Origin of the sequence: Streptomyces sp. NBC_00654, from assembly GCF_026341775.1 — a bacterium.
Classification (GTDB): Bacteria; Actinomycetota; Actinomycetes; order Streptomycetales; family Streptomycetaceae; genus Streptomyces.
The window spans coordinates 52,952-77,270 of record NZ_JAPEOB010000008.1; the positions used below are offsets into that span (position 1 = coordinate 52,952).

At 69.4% G+C, this 24,319-nt stretch carries 21 protein-coding genes and 1 pseudogene; 18 read left to right on the plus strand and 4 right to left on the minus strand.

Annotated features, from left to right (window positions below):
• Nucleotides 1–633 precede the first annotated feature (633 nt).
• Complete coding sequence (gene murJ / locus OHA98_RS41630; protein ID WP_266933612.1) at nucleotides 634–2,316, plus strand: murein biosynthesis integral membrane protein MurJ; 1,683 nt, start codon at nucleotides 634–636, stop codon at nucleotides 2,314–2,316.
• 233 nt (nucleotides 2,317–2,549) lie between these two features.
• Here murJ and OHA98_RS41635 read toward each other — a convergent pair whose 3' ends face one another.
• From OHA98_RS41635 to OHA98_RS41650, 4 genes are all read right to left on the minus strand, one after another.
• Nucleotides 2,550–3,710, minus strand: a complete 1,161-nt coding sequence (locus OHA98_RS41635; RefSeq protein WP_266933613.1) for a transposase — start codon at nucleotides 3,708–3,710, stop codon at nucleotides 2,550–2,552.
• 44 nt (nucleotides 3,711–3,754) lie between these two features.
• Nucleotides 3,755–4,345 carry a helix-turn-helix domain-containing protein gene (locus OHA98_RS41640; RefSeq protein WP_323179730.1) on the minus strand — a complete coding sequence of 197 codons (591 nt, stop codon included), beginning with the start codon at nucleotides 4,343–4,345 and terminating at the stop codon, nucleotides 3,755–3,757.
• 248 nt (nucleotides 4,346–4,593) lie between these two features.
• Entirely contained in the window at nucleotides 4,594–4,830 is a 237-nt protein-coding gene (locus tag OHA98_RS41645) for a DUF397 domain-containing protein (RefSeq protein WP_266933615.1), read from the minus strand.
• Nucleotides 4,827–5,684, minus strand: coding sequence for a helix-turn-helix transcriptional regulator (locus OHA98_RS41650; protein ID WP_266933616.1), 858 nt, complete (start codon nucleotides 5,682–5,684; stop codon nucleotides 4,827–4,829). Before OHA98_RS41650 ends, OHA98_RS41645 begins: the two co-directional genes overlap by 4 nt.
• Nucleotides 5,685–5,900: 216 nt before the next feature.
• Between OHA98_RS41650 and OHA98_RS41655 the strand changes: the two genes are divergently transcribed.
• From OHA98_RS41655 to OHA98_RS41735, 17 genes and pseudogenes are all read left to right on the plus strand, one after another.
• Nucleotides 5,901–6,323 (plus strand): ATP-binding protein, encoded by a 423-nt coding sequence (locus OHA98_RS41655; protein ID WP_266933617.1) that lies wholly within the window; start codon nucleotides 5,901–5,903, stop codon nucleotides 6,321–6,323.
• A 55-nt stretch (nucleotides 6,324–6,378) separates the two neighbouring features.
• Nucleotides 6,379–6,843, plus strand: a complete 465-nt coding sequence (locus OHA98_RS41660; RefSeq protein WP_266933619.1) for a GNAT family N-acetyltransferase — start codon at nucleotides 6,379–6,381, stop codon at nucleotides 6,841–6,843.
• A 94-nt stretch (nucleotides 6,844–6,937) separates the two neighbouring features.
• Nucleotides 6,938–8,353: an NAD(P)/FAD-dependent oxidoreductase gene (locus OHA98_RS41665; RefSeq protein ID WP_266933620.1), complete on the plus strand. Its 1,416-nt coding sequence runs from the start codon at nucleotides 6,938–6,940 to the stop codon at nucleotides 8,351–8,353.
• Nucleotides 8,343–8,819, plus strand: a complete 477-nt coding sequence (locus tag OHA98_RS41670) for a hypothetical protein (RefSeq protein WP_266933622.1) — start codon at nucleotides 8,343–8,345, stop codon at nucleotides 8,817–8,819. The genes OHA98_RS41665 and OHA98_RS41670 overlap by 11 nt, the downstream gene beginning before the upstream one ends.
• Nucleotides 8,816–10,195, plus strand: a complete 1,380-nt coding sequence (locus OHA98_RS41675; protein WP_266933623.1) for a glycosyltransferase family 2 protein — start codon at nucleotides 8,816–8,818, stop codon at nucleotides 10,193–10,195. The genes OHA98_RS41670 and OHA98_RS41675 overlap by 4 nt, the downstream gene beginning before the upstream one ends.
• A gap of 18 nt (nucleotides 10,196–10,213) precedes the next feature.
• The gene (locus tag OHA98_RS41680) at nucleotides 10,214–12,571 is read left to right on the plus strand and encodes a pyridoxal-dependent decarboxylase (protein ID WP_266933625.1); all 2,358 of its coding nucleotides are present in this window, start codon (nucleotides 10,214–10,216) and stop codon (nucleotides 12,569–12,571) included.
• Complete coding sequence (locus OHA98_RS41685; protein WP_266933626.1) at nucleotides 12,568–13,446, plus strand: phosphotransferase family protein; 879 nt, start codon at nucleotides 12,568–12,570, stop codon at nucleotides 13,444–13,446. Before OHA98_RS41680 ends, OHA98_RS41685 begins: the two co-directional genes overlap by 4 nt.
• Nucleotides 13,443–13,955 (plus strand): NUDIX domain-containing protein, encoded by a 513-nt coding sequence (locus OHA98_RS41690; protein ID WP_266933627.1) that lies wholly within the window; start codon nucleotides 13,443–13,445, stop codon nucleotides 13,953–13,955. The genes OHA98_RS41685 and OHA98_RS41690 overlap by 4 nt, the downstream gene beginning before the upstream one ends.
• 35 nt (nucleotides 13,956–13,990) lie before the next feature.
• On the plus strand, nucleotides 13,991–15,010 hold the full coding sequence (locus OHA98_RS41695) for a monodechloroaminopyrrolnitrin synthase PrnB family protein (protein WP_266933629.1): 1,020 nt from the start codon (nucleotides 13,991–13,993) through the stop codon (nucleotides 15,008–15,010).
• Entirely contained in the window at nucleotides 15,007–16,113 is a 1,107-nt protein-coding gene (locus OHA98_RS41700; protein ID WP_266933631.1) for a hypothetical protein, read from the plus strand. Before OHA98_RS41695 ends, OHA98_RS41700 begins: the two co-directional genes overlap by 4 nt.
• Entirely contained in the window at nucleotides 16,110–16,754 is a 645-nt protein-coding gene (locus OHA98_RS41705) for a bifunctional 2-polyprenyl-6-hydroxyphenol methylase/3-demethylubiquinol 3-O-methyltransferase UbiG (protein ID WP_266933632.1), read from the plus strand. Before OHA98_RS41700 ends, OHA98_RS41705 begins: the two co-directional genes overlap by 4 nt.
• A 21-nt stretch (nucleotides 16,755–16,775) precedes the next feature.
• Nucleotides 16,776–17,816, plus strand: a complete 1,041-nt coding sequence (locus OHA98_RS41710; RefSeq protein WP_266933633.1) for a hypothetical protein — start codon at nucleotides 16,776–16,778, stop codon at nucleotides 17,814–17,816.
• A complete protein-coding gene (locus OHA98_RS41715) occupies nucleotides 17,803–19,023 on the plus strand; it encodes a hypothetical protein (protein WP_266933634.1) in 1,221 nt (406 codons plus the stop codon). Before OHA98_RS41710 ends, OHA98_RS41715 begins: the two co-directional genes overlap by 14 nt.
• Nucleotides 19,020–19,778 (plus strand): phosphotransferase, encoded by a 759-nt coding sequence (locus OHA98_RS41720; protein WP_266933636.1) that lies wholly within the window; start codon nucleotides 19,020–19,022, stop codon nucleotides 19,776–19,778. Before OHA98_RS41715 ends, OHA98_RS41720 begins: the two co-directional genes overlap by 4 nt.
• Nucleotides 19,779–19,799: 21 nt before the next feature.
• Nucleotides 19,800–20,516, plus strand: coding sequence for an HAD family phosphatase (locus OHA98_RS41725; RefSeq protein WP_266933638.1), 717 nt, complete (start codon nucleotides 19,800–19,802; stop codon nucleotides 20,514–20,516).
• Between the two features lie 430 nt (nucleotides 20,517–20,946).
• On the plus strand, nucleotides 20,947–21,396 hold the full coding sequence (locus OHA98_RS41730; protein ID WP_266933639.1) for a hypothetical protein: 450 nt from the start codon (nucleotides 20,947–20,949) through the stop codon (nucleotides 21,394–21,396).
• A 171-nt stretch (nucleotides 21,397–21,567) separates the two neighbouring features.
• Nucleotides 21,568–24,227 (plus strand): annotated as a pseudogene (locus OHA98_RS41735) (Helicase associated domain protein).
• The last annotated feature ends 92 nt before the right edge of the window (nucleotides 24,228–24,319 follow it).

Sequence of the window (24,319 nt, forward strand, 5' to 3'; positions counted from 1 at the left end):
TCTCGATGGGTGAGGGAGCGGGCGGCCGGCCTTTGTCGGTGCTGCGGCCGCCCGGGTTGTGCGGGCCCCGTCCCGGCCTGTGTGGTCGGGACGGGGCCGGTTCACGCGGCGAGCCGGTGGGTCATGAGGCTGCTGGGGTGCGTGGGCGTGCCGTCGAAGCACTCCAGGCAGCAGCCGAGTTCTTTCGAAACTGGCGCAGAGCACTTGTTCCGTGGCTGTCGTATTCCTGTGGCCACGGTCCCGGTGGCTTTGTTCACGACTCGCGTCAGCAGTTGTTCACCGTTGCGGAAGGCACCTGCACGGCGGCGATGTCGATGTTCACGGCTTTGAGCAGCAACACGGACCACGGGTCTGGCACCCGGCAAGGTGCCGCCACGGCGGACCACCTGCCCCGTAGCCAGCGCTTTTCCAGCCCCTCAGGAAGCGGCAGACGACCGACCTCGCCTACGCCCCCGGGCTGCTGCTCAAAGCCGTGAGCGTTCGACGCGGGCCAGCCTCCCCAGTGCCTCCCGAACCGCTGTCAGAACGCTGCTCACTGTCGTGTACGAAGCCAGTCCCGGCGATGGTTCGCTGAACTGCTGTGTGTGAGGGAGCGGATTGGGGCCCTGAGACCTTGGGGCATAGGTTGACGGCATGGTGGAGGGGGCGAACTCCGCGGCGCAGACCATGCCGCAGGAGCAGCAGACAAGGGGGCGGCATGCCGCCCGGCGGAAGAAGGACAAGGGCGGGCTGGCTCGTTCGTCCTTGTTGATGGCTGTTGGCACGGTGGTGTCACGGGCGACGGGACTGATCCGCCAAGTGCTGCAGGCCGCAGCGCTGGGTACGGGCTTGCTGGCCAGTACGTACAACACGGCGAACACCGTGCCGACGAGCCTGTACACGCTGCTGATCGGTGGCGCGCTCAACGCCGTGCTGGTGCCGCAGCTGGTCCGAGCCAGGGCAACGCAGCCTGATGGCGGACGCGCTTACGAGCAGCGTCTGGTCACGCTCGTGGTCTGTGTACTGGGTGTGGGGACGGCGCTGGCGGTGTGGGCGGCGCCGCAGATCGTGGGCCTGTACATGCGGGACACCCCGGACAGTCATGAGGCGTTCGAGCTCACGGTGACGTTCGCGCGGTTCCTGTTGCCGCAGATCTTCTTCTACGGGCTCTTCAGCATCTACGGGCAGGTGCTGAACGCGCGTGAGAAGTTCGGCGCGATGATGTGGACCCCAGTGCTGAACAATGTGGTGCTGGTTGGCATGTTCGCCGCCTATCTGGGGCTGATGACGGTTCCCGGCCGGGTGGAGGACATCACCGCCGACCAGGTGCAGTTGCTGGGGATCGGGACGACGGCAGGTATCGCCGTGCAGGCCTTGGCGCTGATCCCGTTCGCGCGCGCGGCCGGGTTCCGGTTCCGCCCGCGGTTCGACTGGCGGGGCTCCGGCTTGGGCAGGAGTGTCCACGCGGCAAAGTGGACGCTGCTGTTCGTCCTGGCCAACCAGGTCTCCCTTACGGTGGTCACGAACTACGCCAACGCCGCTGACCAGGAACTGCCGCAGGCCGGCGCGGGCTACTCGGCCTACACGTACGCGCAGACCATCTGGATGCTGCCGCAGTCGATCGTGACGGTGTCCCTGGTGACGGCGTTGCTGCCGCGGATGAGCCGGGCTGTCGCTGAGGGGCGTATCCCGGATCTACGCGCGGACCTGTCCCGGGTGCTGCGGATCAGCGGCGTGGTCATTGTGCCCGCTGCGTTCCTCTTCCTCGCTCTGGGGCCGCAGATCGCCTCGCTGTTGTTCGCCCACGGGGCGGCGGATGCCGATTCGGTGCGACCGCTGGGGTACATGCTGCAGGCGTTCGGCCTCGGGCTCATCCCGTTCTCTGCCCAGTACCTTCTGCTGCGCGGCTTCTACGCGTTCGAGGACACGCGCACTCCGTTCTTCATGGCGGCTTGGATCGCGGGCGTGAACATCGCCCTGGCCACCGCCTGTCATCTACTCCTGCCCGCCCGCTGGGCGGTCGTCGGCATGGCCGGCGCCTACACCCTCTCCTACGTGGCCGGTCTCGCACTCACCGCGCATCTGCTGCGCAGGAGGCTTGGGGGTCGCATCGACGACGGCGGCCTGGGCCGCACCTACGTGAAGCTGTTCTGCGCTGCGGGCCCGGCTGCTGGGCTGGGCTGGGCTGCAGCGCGTGCGTGTGCGGGCATGGGAAGTGGAACGTGGCCCACGGCCGTCGCACTGGCTACCGGGGCGCTGGCAACAGCCGTGGGATACCTCCTTCTCGCGCGGCTGATGAAGGTCAACGAGTTGCGTCGTCTGCCCGGGATGCGCTGAGTCCAGGAAGACGAGGCAAGGAGGCGTGCTTCAGGGACGGTCCTGCGTGCGGCTGGCGATGTAGTCGAGCCAGTCCCTCTTGGCGTATCCGGTCCAGCGAGTGGAGTTGCTGATGCTAGTGCTGGTGAAGTCGGCGAGAACTGATGCTGGCAGGTCGGTGGCAAGCGCGAGACGGGCACTGTTCCGGCTGGCGAGGGGCGCAATGCCGTGTCGACGGAGCTTCAGCTTGTCATTTATCCAGTTCGACGCGGTTTCGTGCCGACCTTGTGGTGGGTGGGACGGCTGAACGCCTCACCGGTGGCGAGCACTCTGCCGACGTCATGACGGGTGGCTGGGCGGCGGTTCTTCGAACCCGGTGGCCGACCTGGTCCGGGTCGGGACGGTTTAGGTGCACCGGCTGGAAAACCGGTCCTCGCGTGCAGGTTCCTGAACCCCCTGCGGACGCGGGCTGGTGTGAGTTTGTTCGGCTCAGCCGGCTTCTCCCAGGGCCGCCGCAGGTCTGTGGCCAGCGGGCGGGCCAGCCGGAGCTGGGCATGAACAGCGATCACCAACCATGTCCACCGGTCGGCCGCTTCCGAACTGCTAAGCCGGGGCTTGGTCCACCCGAGCGTCTGCTTGAACAGACGAAACGTGTGCTCCACGTCGAAGCGACGCAGGAACGACTGCCAGCAGCGGTCGGCATCCGCCTCGGTGGCGCCGGTGCCCGACCACCACAGCCATACCGGCTTGTTCACCCCGCCGCTGGGCAGCTTCTCCACGACCAGGCGGACGACGGTGCCCTCGATGATGGGCAGCGGGCCGTCGTAGCCGATCCAGGCCGCCCGGCGGGTGAGCCTGGGGTGCAGCCGGTCCCAGGCTCGCGCGGTCGCCTTCCCATAGAGCCGGGTGTCCGTGGTCGTCACGGCCTGCTCGGTGCCCCAAGAGGCCGGGGCGCCGAAGACAAACTCGCCGCCGTGCTTGGTCGGCCGGCCGCCCTTGGGGTCGTAGACCCGCGGCGGTGTCGGCCGTCGCATCACGCGATCGGACCGGAGCCGGCCGAGGATCTCGACAGGCAGTCCGTCCAGCAGGTGGGCGATGCGCGGGGCGTCGTATCCGGCGTCCAGCACGACCGGGACCTCCGGGTCGCCCGGTTTCCACTGGCCGGCCGCGACGAGCCGCTCGACGTCGATCCGCCCCTGGTTGAGCCCGCCGTACAGAGCTCCGTGACCACGACGGTGTTCGGGCGCGAGCGCGAGATCGACCAGCGTCCGCACCGGCCCGTCCGTGCACAACAGCGCGTCGCATAACTCGAACAACGCATCGCCCCGCGCGGTCATGCACGCGTACAACTCCGACCGGAAGTGTGACACTTCCGCGAACGCATCCCGCAGGACACCCTGATGCACCAAACTCACGACCACGGCCTTCGCGCTGATCCACTCTGTGACGGAGCACAGGATCAGATCGTCTCGTGCGTCACGCGCATCTCCAGGTCGTCGGGGAAGTCCCGGCGGAGCTGGTGGGCTATCTGCTCCGGGCTCCAGCGCCGTTCCAGACGCTCCTGAATGTAGTCCCGCAGCCGTGGGCACCGGCCGATCTTCCCGGGCTTGGGACGGGGTCGGCGGGCAGCCGCGCGAGACTCGGCGGCGTGGGGCCGATAGGTCCACTCGGTGCCGCGCCAGAGAGCGCCGTTGCGGCGTATCTCCCGGCTGACCGTGGAGGGGCTGCGGCCCAGCTCGGCGGCGATCGTGCGGATGGACGCTCTCTCCCGTAGCCGGTCCGCGATGTCTAGGCGCTCTTGCTCGCCGAGGTATCGGCCGGACGAAACAGAGACGGCCGCCCGTTGCGAACGAACGGGCGGCTCGACTCTGCCGCTGTTGAGCAGGCGACCGTTGCGCCACCCGCGAGCAGTCCGCGGGTGGACGCCTACACGCTGGGACGCCTCTTTGTTGCTGTAGCCCTGTTGCACAAGCCGGAAGTATTCCTCCCGCTCAGCGTGGAGCTTCTTGCGCCCTTGTGGCGCCCGGACCTTCCGAACCTCGAACTCCATCGCATCCCCTGAGCTGGGGTGTTGCGACGACCACTAGAACGGAAGCCTGTCACGCGGGGCGTTCACGAAACATCTGTGATCGGAACAGCGCTGGGCTCACGGCGAGCACCTGTACGCGGTCGTCGACGAGCAGCGCTCCCCGGCATAGTGCTGCCCGTTCGACCAGCGGAACAGAGGACTCACGACAATGAGCGCAAGGAGTCGGCCGGCCGGGGAGGTCTGAGGACCGGCCGACTGCGGCAGCAGAATCAGCGGCGGCGGAGTTCGCCATTCTGGATGCCGCTGACGAAGGCGTCGTATTCGGAGTCGGTGAACAGGTGCGGGGCCTTGTTGGGGTTCTTGGAATCACGCAGGGCCACGATGCCTTGGCCGAGGAAGGCGACCTGGACGCAGTTGGTGCCGCCGCTGCTGGCGCTGCTGGTCAGCCACTGGGCGTCACGCAGCTGGGACTCTACCCACGCCGGGTCGAGTTCGTTCTTGTTCATGCAAGGTCCTTGGCAATGGTGGTGAGAAGTGGCAGCGACGCTTTCTGAGAGAGAGCGTCGGATTTGAGCAGGTCACTGGTGGTGCGGTACACCTCCACCGTTTCCGGCTCGTTGAGGTGGAGCGAGGCCCGCATGGACTCGATGCACACCGAGTCCCGCCCGGTCGGGAAGGACATGAGCATGAACGGTCCGTCCATTCCGGCGTGCGCGCCGACCCGGTGCGGCAGGACCTGGATGGTGATGTTGGGCGCCGTGCGGGCGAGGTCGATCAGATGCTCTATCTGGGCGCGCATGACGGGTCGGCCGCCGACTTCCTGACGCAGGAGCCCTTCGGGAAGGACTGCCCAGATTCTCAGCGCCGGGTCGCGCTCCAGCATGTTCTTCTGGTGCTCCTGGCGCATGGACACGAAGCCGTCGATGTTCTCTGGCGTCTTCCAGGCCCGGCTGCCCTCGGTCACGGCCCTGGCGTACTCCGGGGTCTGGAGCAGCCCGTGGATGGCTGCGGGGTTGAAGACGAACAGGCTGCTGGCAGTCTCCACCAGGGAGAGGTAGTCGCCGAGCGGGTCGTCGACAACTCCCTGGTACTGCTGCCACCAGTCGGCTTCGCCGGCCCGGCGCGCCAGGGCGCGCAGCTCTTCGCGCAGGTCCTGGTCGTTGATCTCATATACCTCGAAAAAGTGTGGAAGTTGCTGGATCTTGAGTCCCTGGACCCCCTTCTCGATCTTGCTGACCGTCGAGAAGGAGCGGTAGCCGAGGCGCTTGGCCGCCTCTTCCTGCGTCCATCCAAGTGCCTCGCGGATGCGCCGAAGCTCTGCACCCAGGCGGCGGCGTCGCGGGGTTGGCTCGACGGGCATGCCCACCTCCTTGTGTTGCGCGAAAGAGTAGCGCCTCGGCCAGTTCGGGAATATGCCATCTCCCCGGAAGGAAAGACTTTCCTCAAGGACTGCTTGTCGAAGGGGTAGCTGGCGGTCCATTATCGAGGCTCGCCCATCGGACGGTGGCATGGCGGTTACGTTGTGTCACCGCGTTTCGAGTGCACGTCCGCGCCGCTTGGAGGGTCAGTGCCTGGGATGGTGATCAGCCCGGTACGGCAGAACCACATGGTGCTGCCGGAGATCAGCCCGGACTCGATGGAGCCCGTGCGCGAGATCGTACGGATCCTCCTGCGGATGTGGCGCAAGAGTGACCTGAGCTTCGTGGCCGAGCTCGGTGTCACCGAGCTTCTGACGAACGTATGGAAGCACACACCGGGCGGCTGCGAACTCCTGATCCGCGAGACGCCCGACGGCGTCCTGGTCGGTGTCACCGACTTCGACGACGCGCTCCCCGCGGTGAAGCAGCCCACGGAAGACGCCGAGTGCGGCCGGGGCCTGTTCCTGCTGGCCGAGCTCACCGAGGAGCTACATACCCAGCCGCTGCTCACCGGGAAGCAGGTGTGGTTCCGCCTCGGCCACAACCTCCCCGACGGTGAAAAAGGAGAGGGCCATTGCTGACCGTCCAGGAAAGATCCGCTCGGCAGCACCGGTCCCCACCGTCAGGAGTACACGTATGCAGGCCGTTCCTGCCGTCCGGGCCGATCTCCCCGCATGGCTCTGCCTCGCGAGCGAGGTCGAGGACCTTTTCGGCCCCATGGTCGACGATCCGCAGTTTCGGGCAGCCGTGGAGCGCAACATGGAGCGGGGAACCGCCTTGTGCGTACACGCCGAGCGGGAGGTGCCCGGTGGTGAGCTCGCCGGCGGACTGCTGATGTCGGCCCATCCCCCGCGGTACGAGATCAGCTGGCTGGCGGTCGGCGGCGCCTGGCGCGGCCGGGGGATCGGCGAACTCCTGGTCCGCACCGCCCTGCGCGACCTCACCGCCGGCCCGGGCACGGTCGAGGTGACGACGTTCGGGCCGGATCACCCAGGCCGGGGCGCCCGGGGCTTCTACGAACACCTCGGCTTCGCACCGGACTTGCCCTTGTCGGCGGGCGGCACGCGCCAGACCTACCGGCTCCGGCTGCCGGACCTGTGACGCCCAGCTCCAGCAGCCAGCAGGCCCAGCCAGCCGTGCTGGGACAAATGTCCGGCTCCGGCAGAATTTCCGGCCATGCGAGGAGGAGAGAGTCGTGAGGAACACCAGAGCCCAGTCCGCCGTCCCGGTGGTGATCTTGGGTGCGGGTCCGTGCGGGTTGGCATGCGCTCACGAACTCCAGCGCCTTGGTCACCGGAACTGGGTACTGCTGGAGGCCGCGCCGACGGTCGGGGGCTTAGGGGCCTCGGTCGTCGACGAGGCCGGCTTCACCTGGGACCTCGGCGGTCACGTCGTGTTCTCCACGATGAAGAGCTTCGACACGCTACTGGACGAGCTGTTCGCGCCCCATGAGCTGCTGCACCACGAGCGCTCCTCGTTCGTCCGGCACAGTGGGCGATGGGTGCCCTATCCCTTCCAGCAGCACCTGCACCACCTTCCCGTGGCCCGGGCCCAGAAGTGCCTGGAGGGCCTGGCCGCGGCTCAGGCCCGCGGGCGCGCTCCTGCTGGAACGGACTTCGGTGCGTGGCTGGAGGCCACGTACGGAACGCCCCTGGTGGAGGAGTTCTTCGCCCCGTACAACCGCAAGATATGGGCCACCGCCCTGAGCGAGATGTCCGCCTCGTGGATAGCGGAGCGGGTCGCTCCCGCGGACACCAGTGCGCTGCGCCAGACACGGGTGTCGGGAACTACGCCGACGAGCCGGTGGGGCCCCAACGCACAGTTCGCCTTCCCGGCCTCGGGCGGAACCGGCGCGATCTGGAAGCGGCTGGCCTCCCGCCTGGAGGGAGATGTCCGGACCGGTCAGGCCGTCCTGCACATCGATGAAGCGGCGAAAACCCTGCTGACCTCCGACGGCGCCGTTCTCTCCTACGGGAGCCTGGTGGCCACGGGTGCCCTTGACAAGCTCGTCGCGATGACGGCAGGGGCACCCGCTCAGGTACGCCAGGCCGCCACGGCCCTGAAACACACCACCGTGGCCATGGTGGGCCTCGGCTACGAGTCGCCGACCACCGACCGGCGTTCGTGGCTGTACTTCCCCAGCGGCGAGACACCGTTCTACCGGGCGACGAACTTCTCCCGGTACGCACCGGCCAACGTCCCGGACTCCGACCCGGGCCGGTACTCGGCCTGGATGACCGAGACGTCGCTGCCCGCCGGAACCCTCCTCGATGAGGCGGGCCTGGTCGAGGAGTGCGACACGGCACTGCGGCGCTGCGGCCTGGTCCCCGACCGTGCCCAGCGCGTCAGCAGCCACCTGGAGCTGATCCCGTACGCCTACCCGGTGCCGACCACCGGCCGGGACACGGCCCTCGCGCTCATCCAGCCCTGGCTGGAGCGCCACGAGATCTATTCGCGCGGACGGTTCGGCACCTGGCGCTACGAGATCGGCAACATGGACCACGCCGTCACCATGGGCCAGGACATCGCCCGACGGCTCGTCCACGGCACCGCCGAGCGGATCTACACCGCTCCTCGCCCGACGGCCCAGGAGGCTGTCCATGGGCGCTGAACTCCGCCTCGACGCCCATCCGGTGACGACCTGGCTCCTGCTCGGCGCCGCACCCGACAGCACACGCGCCGTGGGCGAACTTCTCAATCGGGGCGTCACCCACGTCCTGGACTGCCGGACCCCGCGCCCGATGCCGCCACCTGCGGCCATCTGCCCCAGCCTGGTGTGGTGTTCGGCGTCCACCAAGGACGACGGAGCCTCGCGCGGCACCGACTGGTACTCCGCCTGTGTGGCCTTCGCCGAACGGGCGGCACGCGAGGACAACGCCCGGCTGTACGTCCACTGCACGGCCGGAGCCAACCGCTCCCCGGCCGCCGCCTACGCAATTCTGCGCTCGCGCGGATGGGCGGCATCCACCGCGCGGGACCGCATCCTGACCCGCCGCACCCAAGCCCGCCCCCGCTACTTCGAGGACGCCGAACAGTGCCTGGCCGAACTGGGCCTGACCGATCAGGAGCGACCGTGATCCGTGCCAGCCGACTGCTCGCCGCCGCCTACACCGCCAGGGCCCTCTACATGACGGCCTCCCTGGCCTTGTCCTACCGGTCCCTGCGCACCGAGGCCGACCGACCCGAGGAGGAACTCTCCGAGGAGACGCCGGCCCTGACAGTGATCATTCCTGCGCTGCGGGAGCAGGCGGTGATGCCCCGCTCGCTCGAACACTTCGCCGCTCTCGCCGCCGAGTGGCCCACGTTGCGCGTCCTGGTCGTCACCGCTGCACGCGAGGCCGCCGAGCCCCCCAGCGGCCGGCCAACCACCGAAGACGTGTGCCGGAACCTTGCCCACCAGCACAACACCACCCTCGCTAGGGAGGTCTTCACCGTCGTGTCCTACCCGGGACAGGGCCGCCGGGCCTCCCAGCTCAACTACGCTGTGGCGGCGCTGGACAAGCTATCCCCGCCCGCGGGGGACTACGTCGCGGTGTTCGACGCCGACGCTGTCCCCGATGCCCGGCTCTCCTCCCAGTTCGCCCGCGCCGCAACGGATCGGCCCGCGATGATCCAGCAGCCGATGCTGCCCGCCTTCCCCGGCAGCAGTCGCGGGCGGCGCTCGGCGGTGATGTCCGGCCAGGATCTTGCCTCATTCCGCCGCACCCTGGGCATCGAGTACCGCCGTATCAAGGTGGCCCGCTGGTGTGCTCCCGGCAGGCGCCCCCGGCTCCTGGCGACGCTCGCGCGCCCGATGGTCTACGGAGTGGGCTCCGGGCTCATCGTCCGCCGCGACAAGATCGAGGACGTCGGGTTCTTCCAGGAACCGCACGACGACCTCGCCGTCGGTCACCGCCTGAGCATGGCCGGCGAGCCGATCGCGGTCCTGCCCTCGGTCAACATCGTCGAGCCGTACCAGAGCGTGGGGGCCATGGCGCGCGCGTTCAGCAGCGTGGCCTTCGCGAACACCGCCACCCGCCACGACTACCGCTTCACCGCCGCGCACCCCACCCGCCTCTCACCTGCCGAGCAGAGGCTTCTGGCGGCCCGCGCCCTGGCCGATGGTGCGTCCTGGGCGCTGGGGCCGGTGGTAATGGGGGCCGCTGCCACCCACCTGGCGGTGAAGCGGCAGTTCAAGCCCCTGGTGGCCGCCGCTCTGGCAGCGGGCCTCCTCGAGCCGGTCGTGACCTACCGGCTGCGCGGACACATCCTCGACGACTTCCGTGTGCCCGGCCCGGCCGGCGGCACCTGGCGGCAGCCGCACCCCGCGGCGGCCGTCGCCACCTACATGCTGCAGCCCGCGGTGACCGCGCTCGGCCCGTGGCTGCTGGGCGTGCGCGCGAGTGCCGCCCGATTCACCGGCCGGGAACTGAGGTTCACCAAGACCGAGCACCTGGGCGAGATAGCCCGCTGAGAGAGCAGGAGGCACTTCATGGGTGATCTCGACATCGGCTGGGCCGTGCCCACCGCGTTCCCCGAAGCCGGCTGGAGCCGCGCGTTGATCGACGAGCATCTCACGCAGGCCCGAGGCGAGATACCGGCCTGGGACGACCCCGAGCAGACCCGGCTCGGCTTCGCGATGGCCGCCCCGCATCCCGAGGCGGTACGCGTCCTGGGCGACTGGTCCGCGCTCAACACCAACAACGTCGGCACCCACACCCGCTTCGGGGAGGGCAAGGCGGGCACCAGGCGGCTGGAGAAGGAAGCCCTGGCCGTCCTCGCCGACCTCTATCGCGGCGGCGCCCTCGACGGGCACCTCACCAGCGGCGCCAGCGAAGCGACCCTCGCCGCCCTGCGCATCGCTCGCAACCTGCTGCGCGCCGACGGCCACCAGGTCCGCGTGATCACCTCCGGCCTGTGCCACGCCTCGGTCGCCAAGGCCGCCGAGATCCTCGACCTCGACCTGGTACGCCTGCCTGCCGGACCGGCCTGGACCCTGACCCGCGAACAGGTCAGCCACGCCGCCCACGAGGCGATCACGGCCGGGATCACCGGCATCATCGTGGTGGCCACCGCCGGCTACTACAACAGCGGCCTCGCTGACCCCGTCGACGAGATCGCCGCCGACCTGCGCAACCTCGCCTTCCAGCACCCCGAACAGGTTCGCTGCTTCCTGCACGTCGATGCCGCCCACGGCGGATTCGTCTTCCCGTTCACGGCCCCCGACGTGCCCTTCGACTTCCGCAGCCCCGGCGTGCACTCCATGGCAGTCGACCCCCACAAGGCCGGCCTCATGCCGTACGCGTGCGGGGCCCTACTCGTGCGCAAGGGACTGCTCGAACACGTCACCCGCATCGACCCGCACACCCGGATCCCCGACGAGACCGTGCTGGGCTCCCGCCCCGGCGCCACCGCGGCAGCCCTGTGGGCCACGCTGCACACGCTGGGCCGTGCCGGCTACACCGCCCTCACCACCAGCTGCCTCGAACGCCGCGACCAGCTCACCGCCGCCGTACGGGCCGCCGACCCCGAGGCCCTGCTGGTGCCTGCCCCGCACGCGCCCGTCGTCTCCGCCGCCTTCAGCCACCCCGGCGGACGGCTGCCGACGGAAGTGTGCGACCGCTACCGGCTCGTCCCCCTCAGCCTCCCTGACCCGCACGGCGGCGGCGGGACCCGCCTCTTCTACCACTTCTACGCCTCCGCCTCGCTGACCGATGCCCAGATCACCGCGTTCGCGGGGCACTTGGCCGAGGCCACCGGCCAAGCCCGCGCGACGGCCTCCGACGACCGCGGCAGCGGGCGGAGCATCACCTCCGAGGTGGTCGCGGACACCCGCACCCACACCGACTGCTTCCGTCACTTCGTCGTCCACCCCGAAGGACGTCGTGACCCGCAGGTGCCGGGCTACTCCTTTCACACCTTCGCCCACCGTCGCGCCACCGGCGAGCAGATGCAGGACATCCGCTGGGGCGAGGCGCGGGCCGGCGGCGACCTGTGGATCTACGCGCCCGACCTGAAGAATCCCTTCGCCAACGAGCTGATGGGCGTACGTACCGAGCGCTACTTCCTCGAAGTCCTCGACCTCCACCAGCAGCAGTTGTCCCTGGTCGGCGCCATCCACACCACTCTGCTGCTGCCAGGCTCCCTGCGTGTCCTGCTGAACTACGAGGCGGACGGCACCTTCCGCTCCGCCGAGTACAAGGCCCTCGGCGAGACCGGAACCGACGAGCTGCAGATCTTCCCCGATGCCATCACCGCCAAGATCGGCAAGGACGCGGCGGGATTCCTCCGCCCCCACAGCGACGACTACTCCTTCTCCATCGACACCTCGGCCGAGATCAGGGTGCGCCGCACCGACGGCGCCGCCGCCCCCGTCGTCCAGACCGCCCGTCACAACGCCGATGTGCTGCTGCCGCGCCGCCGGCACCTTCGGCGCGAGCAGTTCCGGCGCTTCCCGAACCGGTTCTTCGACATCGAGCTGGACATCGAGACAGGCCGGACCTGGACCGGCACCGCCTATCTGGCGGAACTTCTCGCCCCCACCAGCATCGGCACCGTACTGGCGGCACGCTCCGCGACCGCGGGACTGTGCACCGTGGACGGCAGGGTCAGCGACAGCGGCCTGCACCTGGCGCTCACCGCGCTGTCCGAACCCAGGACCGATGCCGTCGAACTCGCCGCGCCCTTCGACCTCGGCCGCCAGCTGCACGGCGCACTGCCCCGCCTGGACGTTCGCGACCCGGACCAGCTCGGCGTCGAGCAGGTCATCGACTTCGCCGAGAACGTCCACGAGGTGTTCATGCGCGACGGACTGCCCGCCGGCCTCGTCATCGCGGGAGCCGGACGATGACCACAGCCACGCTCGACCGCACGGCCCTCCACCGTCTCCTGCCCGGCGCCAAAACCCTCAGCGCCCGACCCTTGCCCCAGGGCCGCTTCAACACCTGCTGGCACCTTGCCGACGACGGCCGCGCCTATCTCCTCAAGCTCAACAACCGTGAGGGCGAAGCCCATCTGCGTCAGATGGCCGCGGCCATGAGCGCCGCGAGGGCGGGCGGCGTCGCGGTCCCGCAGGTCCTGCGCGTGGGCGCCGACCCTGACCTTGGCCCCTTCCTGCTCCAGGAATGGCTGGATGGCCGCACCTTCGCCGAAGCCCGCCAGGACAACGCCATCACGGCGGACCTGTGGCCGCGGCTCGGACGCCAGATCGCCCTGCTGCACTCCATCCAGCCACCACGTCCCCTCGTGGCGACACCGGCCTCCCGCGCCCGCCAGCTCGCCGACCTCCTGGACGGCCTGCGCCGACACCGGCTGATTCCCACCGCGCTCGCCGAGGCAGCCCGCCAGCGCGGCCTGCATCTGGCCGAAACACTCGGCGATCACGAGTGCGTGAATACCCATCAGGACATCCACCCGGATAACATCCTCATCCGTCCCGGCGGCAAGATCGCCCTGCTCGACTTCGACCACGCCACCACAGCGGAATATGCCAGCGACTTCGTCAAACCCGACCGCTGGTGCCTGCCCTCCGCCCACGACCGGCACCAGATGCTGGACGCCTACTGGCAGCAACGCGGTGAAGTGGCCGACCCGTTGTTCGAACAGCGCCTCGCCTTCCACCGCCTGGCCATCACCCTGTCGTACTTCCTGTATTGGCACGGCCGTGACCCCGCCCAGCTCCCCGGGTGCACCGCGGCCCTGCGAACCGAACTGGAGCGAACATGACCGCCAACGACACCGCCACCACTGCCGTTCCGGCTCCCGCACCGGTCACCGGGCCCGGTGTCCAGGTGGTCGCCGCACTGCTGCGCCGCGACGACCACATCGTCCTCGTCCAGGAACAGCGCGACGGAAAGGAGATGTGGTCCATCCCCGGCGGCGGCGTCGAGCGCGGCGAACTCCTCACCGAGGCCCTGGTCCGCGAGGTCAAGGAAGAGACCGGCCTGAACCTGAGGGCGGTGGGCCCGCTGGCCTACCTGGTCAACACCACGACCGACAGGTACCCCTCCACCGTGGTGTTGACCTTCGACTGCACCGAGTGGGACGGCGAGATCGCGGTGCACGACCCGGACGGCAAAGTGACCGGCGCGGTCCTGCTGCCGCTGACCGAGGCCAAGGCCGTCCTGGCGTCCTCTACCGCGACCCGCCCCGAGATCGAACCCCTGCTGGACTACCTCGACAGCCTCAGCGCCGGCCGCGTGTGGTCCTACCGGGACGACCTGCCCATCGAATGACCGCGCCCGGGACACCGGGAGCCGGGAGAGGACTTATGACGCTCACCCACGACCTCGACTCGATCACGGCCACGCTCGACCCGCTCGGCGCCGACGCGGTGATGAGGGCCTTGCCCCAGGCCAACATCGCGGCCGACACCAGGTGGCTGCACACCCGGGCCGAGCGCCTCTCCCGGCACGCAGCCTCGATCCGTGACGTCGCCCCCGCCCGGGCGGCGTTACGGGACCTGGGTATGATCACCGCCTCCCTCGCCCGCCACACCTCCTGCCGGGTCCCGCTGCCCGCCGTCGAAGCGGCCATGCTCCACCTGGGCGCCGCAGCCGACGAGGTCCCTCGGGAAACCGTGTACTCCTACACGACCCGCAACCCCCGTGGTCCCCGAAGGCGCTCCTTCACCGACACCCCGGGCGAACACGTCTTCATCGACGAGGTCACCGACGCCAGCCACGCCCTCGACGACGCGATCCGGCACTGCGCGGGCATGCCGGAGGCCGCCAACCAGGAAGCGGCCGACGAGCTCGCTGCGACCGTCCACGAGCGGCTGCGAGCCTTCGCAGCACATCTGCTGGCGGTCAAACGCACGCTGACACCGCAGAACTTCACCGGTCTCCTGCGTCCGTACTACCCGCCCCTGGACATCGACGGGACCACCTACTACGCGCCGGGCGGCGCCCAGATGCCCCTGCTCGTCCTCGACGTGATGATCCTCAGCCAGGCCGCCACCGGCAACCTCGCCGCCTGGTACGAGCAGTACCTCACCGACAACGTCCTCTACCTGCCGCCGCACCACCGTGCCATGGTCGACGCAGCCCGCCGGACTCCGGGTCTTGCCCGCCTCGCCCGCCACCGCCCGCACCTGCGGCCGGCCGTCGCCCTGCTCATTCATGACCTGCTGCGCTTTCGCCTGCCCCACCGCCAACTCGCACGGGACAACATGGCCGTCCGGGATGACGGAGCCCTCGGCAGCGGCGGCTACACCACCAGCGCCCTCGACCGCCTGCTCGACGTCACCGAAAGTGCCCGCGCCCTTCTCAGCCCCGGGAGTCACGTATGAGCACCTCCATCGACAGCGACTTTCCGCCCTTCCCGCTCGGCGCCCCACGCTCCCCGCTCGCGCTCGACCCCAGGCCCAGCCACCCGCCACAGCCGGCTGCGGATCACGTACGCCTGGACTACCCCAGCCGCATCAACGCCATGGCCCTGGACTCCAGCAAGATCGTTCCCAGCCAGGGCGCCTACCTCGCGGGCGAACTCCTCTTCGCCTGCGACCTCATGCGCCGCGTCGATGTCGAGATCGTCAGCAACGGACCCGCCGTCCAGACCACCCCCGACTGCGACCACCCGGTCCTTGCCCGGCACGCCGCGCTTCTGATGCGCACGGCACTCGGCACCCGAGAGCGGCTGCGGGTACGGGTGAGCGCCCCGGACCTGCCCGCGCACCTCGGACTCGGCTCGAGCAGCGGGCAGATCGCAGCCGTAGCCGCGGCCGTCAACGAGCTCTATGGACATCCCGTTCCCGCCCGCCGGCTCGTCAAGTTCCTGGCACTCAACCACGGTGAGGAGATCGACCACGACGACGCTCACCTTCTGCCGGTCCAGTGTCTGGGCGGATCCGCGACGGCCGGGCTCATACCGGGCGCGGTCCAGGTGATCGCCGGCGCGCATGTGCCGCTGCTGCAGGCCGCACTGCCCAAGGACATGCACATCGTGCTCGGCATGCCCCACGACCCGGTGATCTGGGACGCCCGCGACAGCCTCGCCGCCGAGGCCCGCCACTTCGACGCCTTCACCACCACCGGCCGCACGTACGGCCCCGAGATCGCCTACCGTCTCCTGCACGACGCCTGGCCCGCCCTGCTCGACGGCGACCTCGGTCCGCTCGGCAGCCTGCTGTTCGACTACCGCTTCCGGATGGGGAGCCTCGCCAACTGCGCCTTCTGCCACCCCGAGTTGCTGGCCACCGGCGAGAAGGTCGAACACATCTTCACCGAGCACCTCGCCGAGGTCCTCACCCTGTCCTCCGTCGGTCCCACCTTCTCCGCCCTCACCCGCACGCCCGAACGGTGCGAGCAGGCGTTCGCCGACGCGGGACTGCGGACCGTGCGCTGCCGACCGTGGAACAGCGGCTACACCCTCCACGGCCAGGAGGAACAGTGACCCACACTGAACCGGCGCCCACCGGCACCTACTGGAACGACCGCGACACGGTCGCCGCTTTCGCCGAGCTGCCCACGCCGCCCTACCTCGCGGATCTGCTCACCGCCCCGGTGCCCGACACCGCCCTCGCGCTCGACGCGGGCTGCGGTGCTGGCCGGAACGTGCCCGCCCTGGCCGCCGCGGGCTACCGGGTCCTCGCGATCGACCTGCACCCCGGCATACTGCACCAGGCCCGCCGCCACGCCGGACCCCGGACAGCCTTCGTCGAAGCCGACGTCACCCGCCTCCCTCTGGACGACCGGAGGGCGTCCCTCGTCGTGTGCCACGGAGTCCTGCACAACCTCCACCACCGTGACGCCCTCGCCACGGCGCTGCGCGAGCTGCACCGGGTCCTTCTCCCCGGCGGAACGCTGTCGCTGAACCTCTTCACCGCCCATCACCTCGACCCGTGCCTCACTCCCCTCGGCGACGACCGGTACGCGCTGCCGAACGGCCAGCACATGACGCTCCTTTCCCCCGAGGACCTGCTCTGCTTCATCCATGCCGCAGAACTCGTCCCAAGCGGGGAAGCCGTGCAGTACCTCAGCCCGGGAGACCCGGGGCAACGCTCGGTATGGCGCGCAATCCTCACCCGGCCGTAGCCCATCCGAAGGGACTCACTCGTGCTTCTCGTCGCGGCCACCACCGACTCGCCGACCGACCGCGGCGTCGCCTTCGCCCATCTCAGCGTCCCCGTGTCCGGCCCCGCTCTCGTACTTGATAGGCCGACCCTGCGCCGTCAGCGGTGGCACGGGCCCAACGACGGCCGGCCGAAGGAGACCGTCCCCGGGGTGGTCCGCGTCCCCTTATGGGCCTGCCATGTCGACAAATCCACCGGTGAGGCCGTCTCCTTCGTCACCGTGGAATGGCGTCCAGACGCCGTCGTCCTGGCAGCCTTCCACCGCACCACCGTGGCCGCCGACACGTCCGCAGATCTCACGGCGTGGGCCTGCCTCATCGCCGATGAGCGTGCTGCGGTGAACTTCCCACTGCCCCGCCCCGGCCATCGCTCCGGACACGGCCCGGAGGCCGAGGAGAAGATCACCCTCACCGTCCCGTCCAATCCCGTCGCGGTCGCCCGTCTGCTGCGCGATCACCTGCCCGCTACCGGCGTGCCGGTCAGCGGCCCCACCATCCACCGGCGCATCCTGCGCTCGGACATCTATCTGCCGCCCGGCACCGGACGGCGCGAATACGCCGCCCTCACACCCCGTTCCGACGGAACCTGGTGGGCCAAGGCCAAAGTCCTCAAGGACGGCCGACTCCACAAGACCATCCGCCCCGCCTCCACCCGTGACGAGGCCCTGGCCCAGGTCGCAGAAGTCCTCGGCCACCCACGCCTCATTCATGCCGGCTTGCTCCAGCGCGCCACCTGGGACCTGCCCTCGCCCGCCGACACGGACGGCCACTGGTCCACCGTCACCGTCGACACCACCACCCTCGCTCCGCACCCCGGAACCCTGCAGCAGGTCGAAATCGAGTACGCGGCCTGCTTCACCGCCGCCCCCGTCACCGCGACCGCCTCCCAGGTACGGCAGTCCGTAGCCCAGACCGCCGACACCATCGCCGCCGTCCTGACCGCACACCACATCCCGCACGCCCGCAACGGCCAGAGCAAGATCGAACACTTCCTCGCAGCCGGAGATGCCGATGCCCGCCGCTGATCAGGTCATACCCATGCTCGATGCCTTCCTCGACGGCAACACCAATGCGGCCTCCCTCGACGCATGGTGCACCGAGAAGATCACCGTCCGGCTCAGCGGTCTCACGATCTCGGTGCTCGCATCTACCAGCACCGCAACGACCTACGTACAGCGCCTGTTCACGCCGCCCAGCAACCTGTGGAACGTCGTACGCCCCGACACCGCAGCCACCGGCGTCACCGCGACGATGCGCTGTCTCGCCCTGCCCCGTGCTCACGTCGCGGCCCTTGCCGAGGGTGTCCGTTCACGGGGCACCGGAGCACCACGCCCTGCACTGATGCACGTCGGTGCCCCGGCAGCGTGGCACCAGATGCCCGGCGGCCCGGTACTCCTGACCGATCCCGATGCCGGGATCGCGCCGCAACTCATCGTCCGCCACCCCGGCAGCTTCACCGTCATCACCTGCGACGACACCGACGCCACGATGAACGCCGCCCGGCATCTGCGGGAGATCGGCTACCGGCGGGCCGAGGACGACGGCTGGGTGTGCCTGCACGCCTCGGCCGCCACCATGGACGGCCGGGGCATCCTGGTCGTCGGCGACTCCGGCGCCGGCAAGTCCACGCTCGCGCTCGCGCTGGCCGCGACCGCGAAGGGCGCCTTCCTTTCCAACGACCGCACCATGATCGCCGCTTTCCCAGGTGCGGCTCCGCAGGCTGTCGCCATGCCCGGCCCGATCCGGCTCAACGGCGGCACCCTGCAAGCACTCGGATACGCGAGCGCCGAACAGTGGGACCTCACGCGCCCCCAGTCCACGATGAACTCCGACTGGCAAAACTTCCGCGGCTCCAACAAACTGCACATCCTCCCCTCCGAATGGCATGAGCGCACCGGCACCCCATTGGCCACGACCTCAACCGTGGATCTCGTCGTCTTCCCACAGGTCATCCAGGGCTCCCAGGAGCTACATCTGCAGACGATGCGCCCAGAGTCGGCCCGGGAGCTGCTGGGCGCTCAGTGCATGTCGCCAGGCGACAACATCTACGTCAGCGACTGGCTCGGCATCCGGACGAGCAGCCCCGACGACCTCGCGCGCAACGGAGCCCGTGTCGTCGGTGCCCTCGCCGACCGACCGGCCGTCAGCCTGCGCTTCGGCACCCGTACCCCGTACGCCGCCGTCACCGAGACCGTACGCGCGGCCTTCAGCACCCCCGCTTCAAGCCGATGAGCACCACAGTGATTCCCCCGAGTAACCGGCTTCTCCGCCTGCCAGGCGCCGTGGCCAAGGTCTACCGCGAACCCTGGCGCGCCCACACCGAGAAGGCAGCTCTTCAGAGGCTTTCCGAGGCCGGCATACGAGCCCCGTCCGTACTCGCTGGCGGTTCCGTCCGGGGCCGCCGGCTGCTGATCGTGCGACGTCTGCACGGCACGGCGCCGGGCAGTGGCGAGGAGGCCCTGCGGCGGGTCATCCCCTACCTGCATCACGTCCACCACATCACCGGCCCCGGCTTCGGACGTCTCTTCGACCCGGTGGCCGCAAGCTGGGGAAACTACCTGCGCGAGCGGCTCGTCTCCTATCAGGCCGCGCTCGCCCGCCACGGATTCCACGAAGCCGCCGCTACAGCCGCGGCACTGGCGAGTGCGCCCCCGCCCGAGCCGGACGCGCCTCGCCTCCTGCACAACGATCCGGAACCCGGGAACTTCCTGTTCGGACCAGCCGGCACCGCGGGCCTCGACTGGGAGCTGGCGATCTACGGGCACCCGAGCCTCGACTACGCACGGGCCGCTCATGCCTTCGCCGTCCATCCGGCCCAGCTGAGCCGACTCCTTACCAACCACGGCATCCCGCACTCAGAGGAGACCTTGACCGCCTACCGCTCCGTTCACCTCCTCGGACGGCTCATGTCAGCGGTCACCGCCACCCCGCCCGACCCCGTGGCTGCCCAGCGCCACGCACGAGACCTGATCACGAAGACCACCTGACATCGCGACAGCGAGGCCCCCATGCAGGCACGTCACCCCCACATCGGCCCCCTGGCCGACCAGCACTCGTCCACCTCACCACACGAACGCGACCCGCTCGGCGCCGCTTCGCCACCCGACTCCAGTTGCCCGGCACCCGGCGCCTGCGACCACGGGAATCCTCCGGCCCCGGACCGCTACGACGCGGTGCTCTTCGACTGGGACGGAACGCTCGTCAACAGCCATCCCCTCAACTTCCGCGGACTCTCCCGCGCCTGTGCCAACTGGGGTCTCACCATGGACGAGTCGTTCTACACGTCCAGGATCGGGACCTCCGGTGCAGAGCTGATCAGCGAACTGGCCGCCGCCGCAGGAACCCACGTGCCGATCGACGAGGTTGTCGCCCAGTGTCTCGACCTGATCCTCGACGAGATCGCCGGACTGCAGACGTACCAGCCGGTGGTACAACTTGCCGAGACCTTGCACGGCAGCCTGCCCCTGGCCATCGCCTCGGGCGGTGCACGCCGAGCCGTCCACGCCGGCCTCGACGCCACCGGCCTGCGCCCTCTGTTCACTGACGTCATCACCGGTGAAGACGCCCCTCGGGGCAAACCGGACCCCGGGCTCTTCCTCCTCACCGCGGCCCGACTCGCCGTCGCACCCGCCCGCTGCCTGGTCTACGAAGACTCGATCGAAGGCGTACAAGCGGCCAAGGCCGCTGGCATGGACTTCGTGGACGTCCGTTGTTTCCGTGCGTGAGCATCACGGGCTTCCCAGCCAGCTCCCGCCACAGCACCACTCGTTGGAGGAAAGGAACAGCACGATGCCGCCTGGGCTCGAGCTATTCGGAGAGTTCCGATACCCGACTGCACCATTAGGCTCGCACTACATGCGGTATCTGCGGGCGCGGAAGCGCGACCAGGAGGCGACTGCTGAGCAGATCCACGCCGGAGTGGTCGGCGACGGCAGCCCTGTCGTGAAGCACTCGCGTCCTGTGTGCAGCAAGGACGGCTGTGACCAGCCGCACCACGCTCGCGGACACTGCAAAACCCACTATGGCGGGGCAGCCCGGTGGGAAGAAGGGGTGCGGGGCGGGTGAAACCCCACCCAGATAGGTGATCAACGCCTTGACTGATCAAGGCGTTGACCGCTATGGTGGTGGTATCGCAGCAACGGGAGGAACCCGCTCATGCAGCTCCTGTACACGATCGAAGCCGCCGCCTCCGGCGAGCAGCCCGAATGGTTCACCGTCATCACCGGCGACGCCCCGGAGGAGCATGAGGGCACCACCGGCGACTACGGCCGGACCGTGCTCCGCAACTGGATCAGCGACGAGGACCTCACCGACGAGTACGGAAACCCCAAGCTCCGCGTCATCGTCGCCTTCGCCGACACGCCTGACCAACCGGTCACCACAGTCGACTGCACCGAACTGGACGCCCCGGCCGCCGAACTCGACGGCGTGGACGCCGCACGCGACCGCATGCGATGGCTGGCCGCCCAGACCAGCGCTGCCGAAGACCAGCTCGCCGAAGCCCTGCGCAGCGCCCGGTCCCGGGGGCACGGCGCCAACGAGCTCGCCCGCCGCGCCGCCCCGGCCGTGTCACGCCCCATCGCCCTGCGCATGATGAGGGACTGACCCCGCCCGTGTGGATCGTCGGCCGCCGGCTTCTTGCGGTGTCCGAGCCCACGGGTCCCATCGTGGAGCAGGTCCTCGCCCAGCTCGCTCAGCACGTCGTGGTCGACTCGGAGGGCGTCCTCGCCGTTTCGGCGTTCGCGCCGCACAACTTCTAGAAAGGGACGTCAGAAAATGCCTGCTATTCGGCTTCGGGAGCACCAGGTGGATGCGAATGCGCGTATCCGGAAGTGGGTGGGGTTCCCTGCACGGGTGACGGTGCCGGAGGGTGGTGCCCGTGCCACGGTCGTGTCGGCGACCGGGTCGGGTAAGACGATCACCGCCGCGTGGGCCGCGCTCGACAACTTCCGGGACGGGCGGATCCTCGTCATGGTCCCCACCCTGGACCTGCTCGTGCAGACCGCTCTGGTGTGGCGCAGGGTCGGGCACCGCTCCCCGATGGTGGCGGTGTGTTCGCTGGAGAAGGGCGACGTCCTGGAGGCGCTCGGGGTGACCACGACCACGAACCCGATCCAGTTGGCGTTGTGGGCCGGGCGCGGGCCGGTGGTGGTGTTCGCCACGTACGCCTCCCTCGTGGACCGGGAGGATGTCGATGCCCCGGTGGGTCAGGAGAGGGTGCGGGGGCCTCTGGAGGCCGCTCTCGCGGGTGGTGAGCGGCTGTACGGGCAGTCCATGAGCGGCTTCGACCTCGCCGTCATCGATGAGGCTCACTCGACGGCGGGTGATCTTGGTCGTCCGTGGGCGGCGATCCACGACAACCAGCGGATCCCGGCTGCCTTCCGCTTGTACCTCACCGCCACACCCCGGATCCTGGCCTCGCCGCGGCCGCAGAAGGGCAAGGACGGCAAGGAGCTGGAGATCGCGAGCATGACCTCCGACCCGGCAGGCCCCTACGGCGAGTGGATTTTCGAGCTGGGGCTCTCGGAGAGCGTCGAACGGGGCGTACTCGCGGGCTTTGAGATCGACGTGATCGAGATCCGCGACCCCGAACCGGTCCTCGGTGTGTCCGAGGAAGCGCTGCGCGGCCGGCGCCTCGCCCTTTTGCAGACCGCGCTCCTGGAGCACGCGGCCGCCCACAATCTGCGCACCGTGCTGACGTTCCACCAGCGGGTCGAGGAGGCCCGAGTCTTCGCGGAGAAGCTGCCCGAGACCGCCGCCGAGCTCTACGCCACCGAGGCGTCGGACGGTTCCTCAAGGACGCCGCCAAGTTGCCGACGTCCTCGATCAAGGCGGAGCTCTACGACCTGGAACCGTACCGGCATGTCCCACCGGACCGGGTCTGGGCGAACTGGCTGTGCGGCGACCACCTCGTGTCCGAGCGGCGCGAAGTCCTCCGCCAGTTCGCCAACGGGATCGATGCGGAGGACCGCCGGGTCCACCGGGCGTTCCTCGCCTCCGTTCGAATCCTCGGCGAAGGCGTCGACATCGTCGGCGAACGAGGAGTCGAAGCCGTCTGCTTCGCCGACACCCGCGGCTCCCAGGTCGAGATCGTCCAGAACATCGGCAGAGCGCTGCGCCCAAATCCGGACGGGACGACGAAGGTCGCCCGCATCATCGTCCCGGTCTTCCTGCACCCCGGCGAGGACCCCACCGACATGGTCGCCTCCGCCTCGTACGCACCCCTTGTCGCTTTGCTTCAGGGCCTCCGCTCTCATGATGAGCGTCTGGTCGAGCAACTCGCCTCCCGCGCCCTGACACGCAGCAGCCGGGAACGGCCCGTACACGTTCAGCGGGACGAGGACGGGCGGGTCGTCCGGGCCGAGGGTGAGGGTGAGGTCGTCGCCCTGGAGGACGGGACGGAGGCCGTGGTCGAGTCGGCGCTGCTGCACTTCTCGACCCCACGTGATCCGGCGACGATCGCGGCGTTCCTGCGGACCCGGGTCTTCCGGCCGGAGTCACTGGTGTGGCTCGACGGATACCAGGCACTGCGACGGTGGCGCGAGGAACACGAGATCGCGGGGCTGTACGCGGTTCCGTACGAGACGCAGACCGAGGTCGGCGTGGTGCGGTTCCCGCTCGGCCGGTGGGTCCACCAGCAGCGGCGTGCGCTGCGCGCCGGTGAGCTCGACGACCACCGCAAGGAACTCCTCGACCAGGAAGGCATGGTCTGGGAACCCGGCGACGAAGCGTGGGAGACGAAACTCGCCGCGCTCCGATCCTTCCACCGGGCCCACGGACACCTGGCGCCGCGGCAGGACGCCGTATGGGGTGAGGCGGACGACGACCTGGTGGCCATCGGGCAGCTCATGGCCAACCTGAGAAGGAAAGACGGCCTGGGCAAGGACCCGGAACGGGCCGGGACGCGGGCCGAGCAGCTGGCTGCCATTGATGAGGACTGGAACTGCCCGTGGCCACTCGACTGGCAACGCCACTACCGGGTCCTCGCCGACCTCACCGACACCGAGACCGGCGGGACCCTCCCCGACATCCAGCCCGGTGTCCTCTTCGAAGGCGACGACCTGGGGAAATGGCTGGCGCAACAGCGGAAGGCACACACCTGGGCACAGCTGAGTGCCGTGCAACAGGAACGGCTCGGCAGGCTCGGTGTAACACCCGACGCGCCGGAACCCGCCCCGGTGACAACACGCGTGGCGAAGGGGACGGGTGGGTTGTCGGCGCCGTTCCGACGGGGGGTCGCGGCCCTTGCGCAGTACCTCCAGCGCGAAGGACACGAGCGTCCTGTCCCGAGGAAACACGAAGAACCCGTCGACATCGACGGCCAACAGCACGTGGTGAAACTCGGTGTGTTCATCAGCAACACCAAGAGCCGACGCGACAAGCTCACCCCCGAACAACGCCAGGCCCTCACCGGGCTGGGAGTGGAATGGGCATGACACCAGCCGCAGCCCGCCGCTGAACCGGCTGACAGACGTCACGTCATGTCACACAGAGACCCCGGGCGGCACTTACCGCCCGGGGTCTCGTG